This window comes from Rhodococcus sp. 852002-51564_SCH6189132-a (assembly GCF_001665495.1).
GTDB classification, from domain to species: Bacteria; Actinomycetota; Actinomycetes; order Mycobacteriales; family Mycobacteriaceae; genus Rhodococcus; species Rhodococcus pyridinivorans.
This window is the reverse complement of record NZ_LZMJ01000057.1, coordinates 70,638-79,742: the sequence shown is the minus strand read 5'-3', so window position 1 is coordinate 79,742 and position 9,105 is coordinate 70,638. Positions and strand designations below refer to the sequence as shown.

Below are 9,105 nucleotides of genomic sequence, written 5' to 3'. Positions count from 1 at the left end.
CCCGCGGGGGGTACCCCCCCGCGGGGGGGCCCGGGAGCCGGGGGGAAACCCCCGGCCGGGGCCCCCCGGACCCGGCCCGGGCCCCCCGGCGGGGGCCCCCCCCGCGGGGGGGCAACGGTCGACAGGCCAGTCGCTGAGCAGATCGAGGCTGTGCACGCGATCAGCCTACGAGACGCCCCGGCGGCGCGGGGTCACCGGTCGGTACCGGTCACCAGTCGGCTTCGGTGTAGCGGATGACGCCGCGGATGTTCCTGCCCTCGAGCATGTCCCGGTATCCGTCGTTGATCTGCTCGAGGGTGTAGGTACGCGTGACCATGTCGGCCAGGTTCAGTTGACCGGACTTGTACAGGTCGAGCAGGTTGGGGATGTCGACGCGCGCGTTGCAGCCACCGAAGATGTTGCCCTTGAGGTCCTTCTGCAGCATCGAGAGCAGGAACGAGTTGAGCTTGACGTCCATGTCGGACATGTAGCCCATCGCCGTGACGACGCACCGGCCGCCCTTGGCCGTGAGTGTCAGTGCCGGATCGACCAGCTCGCCCTTCATCTCGCCCACGGTGATGATCGTCGAGTGGCACATGCGGCCCCACGTGATCTCCATGATGGGCACGATGGCCTCCTCGATGGAGGCGTAGGTGTGGGTGGCACCGAACTTGAGCGCCTGCTCCCGCTTCCACGGCTCCGGGTCGATCGCGAACACGTGGCGCGCACCCGAGGCGACGGCGCCCTGCAGAGCGCTCATGCCGACACCGCCGACGCCGATGATGGCGACCGAGTCGCCGGCCTTGACCTCGGCGATGTTCGTCGCCGAACCCCAGCCGGTGGGCACGCCGCAGCCGACCAGCGCCGCGAGCTCGAAGGGTACGTCCTTGTCGATCTTGACGACCTGGCTCTGGTTGACCGTCATGTACGGCGAGAAGGTGCCGAGGAGGCACATCGCGATCACGTTCTCGCCGCGGGCCTGAATGCGGTAGGTGCCGTCGGAGATCGCCTGGCCGCCGAGCAGTCCCGCCCCGAGGTCGCACAGATTCGAGTGCCCCGAGGAACAGGACGGACACCGTCCGCACGCAGGGATGAAGGACAGCACGACGTGGTCGCCCACCTCGAGACCCACCACACCCTCACCGACCTTGGTGATCACGCCCGAGCCCTCGTGACCACCCATGGCGGGGAAGGACGGCATCGGGGTTGCGCCCGTGACGATGTGATGGTCGGAATGGCACATGCCGGCGGCTTCCATGCGGATCTGCACTTCGCCCGCGACGGGATCGCCGAGGTCGATCTCCTCGACGGACCACGGTTCGTCGATGCCCCACAGCACTGCACCCTTGGTCTTCATCTGGCTCGCCCTCCATCGCATTGCCGGTTGTGCACGTGACGATAGCCACAATCGCACAGAATTGGAACAGGTTCTACATGCTTTCCCGGTCCGGTGGGACACCCGCGCTCGATACGGTGAGAGGCAGTCCCGCGGGTCACCACCGCCCGAGCGTCCGAGGAGATGCCGTGTCCGACAATCCGGAACTCACTTTCCACGGGGCGGCGAGAACCGTCACCGGTTCGTGCGCGACGGTCGAACTCGGCGACGCGCGGATCCTGATCGACTGCGGACTGTTCCAGGGCTCCCGCAGCCTCGAGAACCTGAACGTCGCAGAGTTCGCGTTCCCCCCGGAGTCGGTCGACGCCGTGATCCTCACCCACGCCCACATCGACCATTGCGGCCTGCTCCCCAAGCTCGTCGCCCGCGGCTTCGACGGCCCGATCTTCTGCACGGCCCCCACAGCGGAATTGCTCTCGTTCATGCTTGCCGACTCGGCTCGCATCCAGGAGTTCGAGGCCCAGCGCCGCAATCGGCGACGCGACCGCGCGAACCGCGCCGAATTCCACCCGATCTACACCGAGGAGGACGCCCGGCTCGCCGCCTCACGCGCCCGGCCGATACCGCTCGAGGAGTGGTTCGAACCGGCGCCCGGTTTCCGGGTCCGCCTGTGGAATGCCGGACACATCCTGGGATCGGCCTCGGCGGAGATCGAGGCCGGCGGTGTGCGGATGTTGTTCTCGGGGGATCTGGGGCCGGAACAGAAGGCCTTCCACGCCGATCCGGAAGGTCCGACCGGACTCGACTACGTCGTCTGCGAATCCACCTACGGGGACCGCTCACGCCCTCGACTCACGATCGCCGAGCGCCGCGACCTCCTCGCCCGGGAGGTGAACGAGGCACTCGGGCGGGGCGGCAACCTGATCGTGCCGTCGTTCGCGCTCGAACGCACCCAGGAGTTGTTGCTCGACATCGGATATCTGCTCGATGACGAGCGTATTCCGGGGGTGCCGGTCTTCGTCGACTCCCCGCTGGCGATCCGCGCGACCGACGTCTTCGCCGCACATGCCGGAGAACTCGAGGATCTCGACGGCCGGAACGTCTTCCGCCATCCGGGCATCCGGTACACCACCGAGGCCGAGGAATCGATGCGGATCGACAGCTACGATCGCGCGATCATCATCGCGGCCTCCGGGATGTGCGAGGCGGGACGGGTTCGGCACCACCTGCGGAACAACCTCGCCCGCCCCGACTCGACGGTGCTCTTCGTCGGCTATCAGGCGCAAGGCACGCTCGGCAGGGTGATCCTCGAGGGTGCCTCGAAGGTCCGGATCTCGGGTGAGGACATCGATGTCCGGGCACGGATCCGGCGGATCGACAGCTACTCCGCGCACGCCGATCGCGGCGAGTTGGTGCAATGGGTCGGGCAACGCGCGCCGATCTCCGGTGCAGTCTTCCTCGACCACGGAGAACCCGATGCGCTCGCCGCCTTCACGGCGGCGCTGCACGACCTCGATGCCGGACTGAACGTGGTCGTCCCGGAGATCGGCGCCCGATACCGGCTCGTGGCGGGCGGTCCGCCCGAGCACATCGCCACGGTCGCACCCCCGGCGCCGGTGCACGTCGGCCGCGACTAGCAGAACGAGTACGCCGAGTTCGCTACCGGTCTGCGCGACCAGCTGCTCGAGATCGACGACCCGCGCACCCGGGAGCGCGCGATCGCTGCGATGCGGAAGGTGCTCGACGAATACCGCACGGGTGCCCAGACCCCGGAGGAGCACCGGCGCCACTCGAGGCCGGGCCGGCGCAAGCCTCCGCCCCGCCGGAGGCGCCGTTTCTGAGCGTGATCCTCATGTTCGACCGCGGCGAGGGCCGCCGCATCGGCATCGGACAACGGAGGACGAACCATGACGACGAAGGCGCTCGCGCCCGACGTATCCACGTGGCCGGCAGAGAACCCGCAGCTCATCGGCAGCCGCTGCGACGACTGCTCCGCGACCACATGGCCCACCCAGCCGCGTTGCCCCCCGGTGCAGCGGGGCAAACTTCTCGGAGCTGCTGCTGCCGCGTCGCGGCACGCTCGTGGCATGGACCACGCAGGGCTTCGTGCCGATCTGATCCGCACACATCCCATCGAGGAGTTCCCGACATCGTGAACGACGTTGCCATCATCGGGGTGGGCCTTCACCCGTTCGGTAGATTCGGCGCCAACCGGCATTCCCTTCACCAACGTGTTCAACACGTGCGCGACGTCCGCTTCACCGCCGATCCCGCCATGCTCGGTCTGCCCGCCTGGTACGCCGAGAACGGACAGTTCGTCACCACCAAGTTCTTCGGCATGAAGGCGAACCGCTACGCCATCGACCACAACATCTCGCACAAGACGCTCGCACGGGTCGCGGCGAAGAACTACCGCAACGGCGGCCTCAACCCGAATGCCTTCCGCCGCACGGAGTTCAACATCGACGACATTCTGTCGTCGCCGATGCTCAACTACCCGCTCACGGCGAAGATGTTCTGCGCGCCGGACGAGGCTGCCGCAGCGGTGATCATGTGCCGCGGCGATCTGGTGTCGAAGCACACTACCGAAACGCCGGTCTACCTGCGCTCCAACGCGATTCGCACGCGCACCTACGGCGCGTACGAGGTCCGTGTGACGTGGGCGTCGGTCGAGGAGGACGTCTCCCCCACCGTCTACGCAGCCAAGGCCGCCTTCGAGGGCGTCGGCACCAGCCCCGAGGGCGTCGGCATCGGCCCCGAGGGCGTCGAGGGAGCCACCGCGATCGGCGGATCCCTCCCTGCGAACACCGACGGGTGGTCTCATCGTCAACGGTGAACCCGTCGACGTCTCCGGCATCCGCCAGGTCCACGAACTGGTGTTGCAGCTGCGCGGTCCGGCCGGCGAGCGGCAGATTCCGGGCGAGCCGAAGGTTGGCCTCGCCCAAGTCCACGGTGCCCCGGCACCGCAGCCGCATCGATCCTGTCACTCCGAGCACCACGTAACCGCACGAAAGTTCGGTCGCCGCACGAGATCCCAAGTGCGGTGGCCGAACTCGTCCCAGGGACACCGCGAGGCCGGAATCACAGCACCCCGAGGCACTTTTCGCAACCGGAGGAAGGTACTGTCCAGCTCAGCGAGTCGAACGCGGGGGACGACTCTCGGCATCACTTCGAGTCGAGGCGTTCATCCGTGCGTCGATCCGTCGTGTCCCGTCGTGGCTTCCGCAGCCTTGCGGTCGGTCTCGCAGGCCTCTCGTCGCTCGTGTTCGGCACCGCCACCGCGCACGCCGATCCCGAGCAACCCGACGCCGAGCCCGCCACCGCCTACGTCGAGGGCGTCGACGAGGTGACCGACCAGCACTGGACGGTCCGCGTCTATTCCCCGGCCGTGGATACCGTGATCCCCCTGGACGTCCTGCGTCCGGCCGATCCGCGCGAGCCGCGGCCGGTCGTCTACGCCCTCGGCGGCGCGGGTGTCGGGGTGATCGACGGCACCGGGTGGATGGAGAGCAGCGACATCGCCGAGTTCTTCTCGGACAAGAATGTCAACGTGGTCATCCCCGCCACCGGCAACTTCGGCTACTTCACCGACTGGGATCTCGACGATCCGGTTCTCGGTCGCAACCAGTGGCAGACCTTCCTCCTCGAGGAACTGCCGCCCGTCGTCGACGAACTGCTCGACACCGACGGCAAGCAGTCGATCATCGGGATGTCCATGAGTGCCGGCTCCGCGCTGGACCTCGCGATCCGGAGCGGCGACCTGTACTCCGGCGTCGCATCCCTCAGCGGATGCGTGCGCACCAGTGATCCGGTCGGTCAGCTGTACGTGAGGCTCGTCGTCGAGCGCCGCGGCAAGGGCGACGTCGAGAGCATGTGGGGTCCGGCCGACGGGTCCGCGCTGGACCGAGCACGACGTCTACCTCAATGCGGAAGGCTTGCGCGGCAAGGCCTTGTACCTGTCGAGCCGCAACGGTCTGCCCGGCACGTACGACGTCCCCGGTCAGGAACGCGCGGCGGGTGAATCGTTCGCCACGCAGATCGTCGCAGGCGGAGCGATCGAGGCCGCCACGAATGCCTGCACGCGCCAGCTGGTGGACCGGCTCGAAGCGCTCGACATCCCGGTCACGGCCGAACTCGATGCCGACGGAACGCATTCGTGGGGTTACTGGGAGGACGACCCGCGCAAGGCGTGGCCGATCCTCGCCGAGTCGATGGGCGCTGAGGCCTGATCGCGAGGCTTCGCTCGCGGGGGGCCTGATCGCAAGGCTTCGCTCGCGGGGGGCCTGATCCCGAGGCGTCACTCGCCGGGGTCCAACCGGATCCGGGCGACCACCGAACGGTGATCCGCCCTGGGAAGGTCGTCGGAGTCGAACGCGACGGCCGTCCCGTTCCCGACGAGGATGTGATCGATCGCCACCAGCGGCGGGCCGGGTTTGTCGGTCGGATAGGTACGCACCGCCCCCGCTCCCGCCTGCTCCGCGGCATCGGCGAAACGCCCCGAGAGCAACGCGCGGAACTGCGCATGGTCGTAGGTGGCGTTGAAATCGCCACCCACGACTGCGGGGACGTCGGCCGTAGATCGATCGAGGATGTCCTGCAACCGTGACAGTTCGGCAGCCCAGTCCTGCGCGTCGAACACCGGTGGGACCGGGTGGAACGCGTGGACCGCGACCGGTCCCGCTCCCGGTACGTCCGCGAGCGCAGAGAGTTGACGGAAGACGAATCCGTCGTGCTCGACGGTGTCCGACAGCGGAAATCGGCTCCAGATCCCCGTTCCCGACGCCAACTCTCCGGGGACGAGATACCGATGGGGTAACAGCTCGTCGAGACCGGCACGGGTGAGTCCATCGACCCCCGCAGAGGTGAGTTCGTTCACCGTGAGCAGGTCGACGTCGCGGTCCCGGACCCGGGACACGACGACCTCGGGATCGGCACCCCTGTCGAACAGAATGTTCGCGTGCATCACGGTGATATCGGGACCCGCACCGGCCGCAGCCGTCGCGACGTGGAGAGGCGCCTGGGTCCAGACCGCAGTCGCAGCAATCGCACCCGCAACGAGGGCCCCGAATAGGCGTCGACGGACGGCAAAGGCGATCAGCCCGATCACCGCACCGGCCATCAGATACGACGCGCCGGACGCTGCGAGCACCAAGGATTGGGCCGACCACCTACCGAAGTGGAGCGCGAGACCGACCGCGCCTGTCGCGGTTGCCGCCCACCCGAGAACGTCCGATCCGAGCCGGAGCCACTTCGCCGTCACCACGCCACACAACCATGCCGCAGGTCGCGTGCGCGAGGACCCGTCACCGATCGGAGCGGGAGGCGATCGCGGCGAGGTGCGTCGCGAGCCGGTCCGCGGCCGCCCGAAGTTCCGGTGGCTCGAGGACGACCGCCTCGAAACCCATTCGCGCGACGTGCATCACGACCCAGTCCGGGTCGTCCGCGCCGACGACGAGCACGCACCACCCGTCCTCGTCGTCCTCGACCCGCCCGACCTGCGGCGGCACCATGTCGCGCACCTGGCCGGCGTCCGCCCGCAGGCGGATCCGCGCGATGTACCGGTAGGGCGACTCCGTCACGGACCGCTGGACGTACGACACCGGATCGGGATGCTGCCGCGGCCGGAACCGCCAGGTCGTGAGGGACACGTCGCGCATCCGGTCGAGCCGGAAGGTGCGCCAGTCGTCGCGATCGACGTCCCATGCCATGAGGTACCAGCGCTGTCCGGCAGCGACCATCCGCACCGGTTCGACGGTGCGCTCGTCGTCCGCCTCCTGCCGGGTGGTGTACCGGAACCGCACACGGGTCGCGTCGCGGCACGCGCGGGCCAACGCCAGCAGCGTGTCGGCGTCGATCTCGGTGCCCGCGCCGACGACGGTCTCGGTGGCCCCGTAGATCGCCCGCACCTCCGCGCGCAGACGCGGCGGCATCACCTGATCGAGCTTTGCCAGTGCGCGCAGGGCCGCCTCGGCGGCACCGGCGATGGTGCTGCCCGACGCCAGTCGCAGCGACACCGCCGTGGCGATCGCTTCGTCGTCGTGCAGGAGCAGCGGCGGCAGTCTCGTGCCGGCACCGAGCTGATAACCACCGCCGACACCGGGGGTCGCGCGGACGGGATAGCCGAGGGCGCGCAGCCGATCGACGTCGCGGCGCGCCGAGCGATCGGTCACGCCGAGTTCCGCAGCCAGTTCGTCAGCGGTCCACGAGGGGCGACTCTGCAACAGCGCAAGCACCCTCAGAACCCGTTCGGTGGTCGACTCGACGGTCACACGACGATAGTCGCACGGATCACGGACCGAAGCTGTCCGGAATATGCGCCAACCTGGAGCCATGACAGAACTCGGCTGGAACCACCTACTGCGACAGCAACTCGACTATCCGGTTCGCCGTCGCCTCGACGGCCTCACCGACGACGAGTACTTCTTCGAGCCCGCACTCGACTGCTGGAGTGTTCGGCCGCGCGGGACGGGCACCGCTCCCCTACTGGGAGGCGCCGGGGCGATGACCATCGATTTCGCGGTCCCCGAACCGGATCCGCCGCCCATCACGACCATTGCGTGGCGGCTCGGGCATGTGATCGTCGGCGTGCTGGCGATGCGCAACGCGAGCCATTTCGGACGCACAGCCACCGACTACATGTCGTTCGAGTACGCAGCGACCGCGGACGAGGCCCTCGCCCAGCTCGATGCCGAACTCGCCACGTGGATTGCGGGCGTCGAGTCTCTCGGGGAAGACGGACTCGCCCGACCGTGCGGTGAAGCCGAAGGACCGTACGCCGAGTACCCGATGGGCGCGCTGGTCCTGCACATCCACCGCGAACTCATCCATCATCTGTCCGAGGTCTGTCTTCTGAGGGACCACTACCTGCACACCCGTACCCGCGCCCGACAGGAGGCGAGCTGACATGGCCCGCGACATCCAGATCACGTTCGACTGCGCCGATCCCGCGGCTCTCGCGGACTTCTGGGCGGACGCCCTCGGCTACGAACTCCAGAAGCCGCCCGGCAATTTCGTGTCGTGGGACGACGCGCTCGACGCGATGGGGGTGCCACTCGAACGACGCAACGACGCGTCGGGCATCGTCGACCCGGACGAGGCAGGGCCCCGACTGTTCTTCCAGAAGGTGCCCGAGGGCAAGCAGGCCAAGAACCGGATGCATCTGGACGTGCGTGCCGCGCCCGGACTCGACGGCGCCGAGCGCATGGCCGCCCTGGAAGCCGAGGCCGAACGGCTCGTCGCACGCGGGGCCACGCGCCTGGAGCGTCACGACCCGGCGCCGCCGTTCGGGGCCGGCCACATCGTCATGGCCGACCCCGAGGGCAACGAATTCTGCCTCGACTGAGACTTCGCATGGTCAGGCCGGTTCCGAGACCCAGTGGACGAGTTGCCAGATGATCCCGTTCGGATCGGCGAACTGGCAGTACCGTTCACCCCACGGCTCGGTCTCCGGCTTGGTCACGACCGTCGCACCGGCTTCCGCGATGCGCGCGAACTCGGTGTCGACGTCGTCGACGACGAAGGCGATGAGCATGCCCTGACCGGCCGGGCCGGCGACGGATTCCGGCTTGAAGGTCGACAGCCCGGTACGCAGGAACACGATGTTGAATCCTGCGTCCGGGTGAGTCAACGAGACGAATCCGTCCGCCGACATCTCCTCGGTGAAACCGAAGTGCCGGATCGCGAAATCTGCCGATGCGGCAGTGTCGGCGACGTTGAGCGACAGTGCTGTGGACTTGATTTTCATAGGACCTCCCCCAGAGCAGAAACCTTGTACGGCGTATAGAGTACTC

At 68.1% G+C, this 9,105-nt stretch carries 8 protein-coding genes and 3 pseudogenes; 7 read left to right on the top strand and 4 right to left on the bottom strand.

All coding sequences use genetic code 11. From position 1 onward, the window contains the following. Nucleotides 1-208 precede the first annotated feature (208 nt). Nucleotides 209-1,336 (bottom strand): NDMA-dependent alcohol dehydrogenase, encoded by a 1,128-nt coding sequence (locus A5767_RS13805; RefSeq protein WP_019289833.1) that lies wholly within the window; start codon nucleotides 1,334-1,336, stop codon nucleotides 209-211. A 167-nt stretch (nucleotides 1,337-1,503) separates the two neighbouring features. Between A5767_RS13805 and A5767_RS13800 the strand changes: the two are divergent. From A5767_RS13800 to A5767_RS23755, 5 genes and pseudogenes are all read left to right on the top strand, one after another. Beyond that, nucleotides 1,504-3,156: pseudogene (locus A5767_RS13800) on the top strand (MBL fold metallo-hydrolase). A gap of 66 nt (nucleotides 3,157-3,222) precedes the next feature. Beyond that, nucleotides 3,223-3,427: pseudogene (locus A5767_RS13795) on the top strand (Zn-ribbon domain-containing OB-fold protein); the annotation flags it as partial. 37 nt (nucleotides 3,428-3,464) lie between these two features. Beyond that, nucleotides 3,465-4,304: pseudogene (locus A5767_RS13790) on the top strand (thiolase family protein); the annotation flags it as partial. Nucleotides 4,305-4,505: 201 nt separating this feature from the next. After that, nucleotides 4,506-5,336, top strand: a complete 831-nt coding sequence (locus A5767_RS13785; protein ID WP_231913189.1) for an alpha/beta hydrolase — start codon at nucleotides 4,506-4,508, stop codon at nucleotides 5,334-5,336. After that, nucleotides 5,251-5,544 carry a hypothetical protein gene (locus A5767_RS23755; RefSeq protein WP_231913188.1) on the top strand — a complete coding sequence of 98 codons (294 nt, stop codon included), beginning with the start codon at nucleotides 5,251-5,253 and terminating at the stop codon, nucleotides 5,542-5,544. The genes A5767_RS13785 and A5767_RS23755 overlap by 86 nt, the downstream gene beginning before the upstream one ends. A 68-nt stretch (nucleotides 5,545-5,612) precedes the next feature. On the opposite strand, the gene A5767_RS13780 is transcribed toward A5767_RS23755, so the two are convergent. Together A5767_RS13780 and A5767_RS13775 are read right to left on the bottom strand one after the other, a co-directional pair. Then, nucleotides 5,613-6,578, bottom strand: coding sequence for an endonuclease/exonuclease/phosphatase family protein (locus A5767_RS13780; protein ID WP_064852517.1), 966 nt, complete (start codon nucleotides 6,576-6,578; stop codon nucleotides 5,613-5,615). A 40-nt stretch (nucleotides 6,579-6,618) separates the two neighbouring features. Next, nucleotides 6,619-7,584: a helix-turn-helix transcriptional regulator gene (locus tag A5767_RS13775; RefSeq protein WP_064852516.1), complete on the bottom strand. Its 966-nt coding sequence runs from the start codon at nucleotides 7,582-7,584 to the stop codon at nucleotides 6,619-6,621. 61 nt (nucleotides 7,585-7,645) lie between these two features. On the opposite strand from A5767_RS13775, the gene A5767_RS13770 reads away from it, so the two are divergent. After that, nucleotides 7,646-8,218: a DinB family protein gene (locus tag A5767_RS13770; protein WP_064852515.1), complete on the top strand. Its 573-nt coding sequence runs from the start codon at nucleotides 7,646-7,648 to the stop codon at nucleotides 8,216-8,218. Between the two features lies 1 nt (nucleotide 8,219). After that, the gene (locus tag A5767_RS13765) at nucleotides 8,220-8,657 is read left to right on the top strand and encodes a VOC family protein (RefSeq protein WP_006554454.1); all 438 of its coding nucleotides are present in this window, start codon (nucleotides 8,220-8,222) and stop codon (nucleotides 8,655-8,657) included. Between the two features lie 12 nt (nucleotides 8,658-8,669). Here the strand turns inward: A5767_RS13765 and A5767_RS13760 are convergent, their stop codons facing one another. Then, nucleotides 8,670-9,059 carry a VOC family protein gene (locus A5767_RS13760; RefSeq protein WP_006554455.1) on the bottom strand — a complete coding sequence of 130 codons (390 nt, stop codon included), beginning with the start codon at nucleotides 9,057-9,059 and terminating at the stop codon, nucleotides 8,670-8,672. Between the last annotated feature and the right edge of the window lie 46 nt (nucleotides 9,060-9,105).

Excerpts from the sequence above, each read along its gene's own strand:
- A5767_RS13805 (WP_019289833.1), bottom strand. The coding sequence starts at position 1,336 with ATGAAGACCAAGGGTGCAGTGCTGTGGGGCATCGACGAACCGTGGTCC.
- A5767_RS13770 (WP_064852515.1), top strand. The coding sequence starts at position 7,646 with ATGACAGAACTCGGCTGGAACCACCTACTGCGACAGCAACTCGACTAT.
- A5767_RS13765 (WP_006554454.1), top strand. The coding sequence starts at position 8,220 with ATGGCCCGCGACATCCAGATCACGTTCGACTGCGCCGATCCCGCGGCT.
- A5767_RS13760 (WP_006554455.1), bottom strand. The coding sequence starts at position 9,059 with ATGAAAATCAAGTCCACAGCACTGTCGCTCAACGTCGCCGACACTGCC.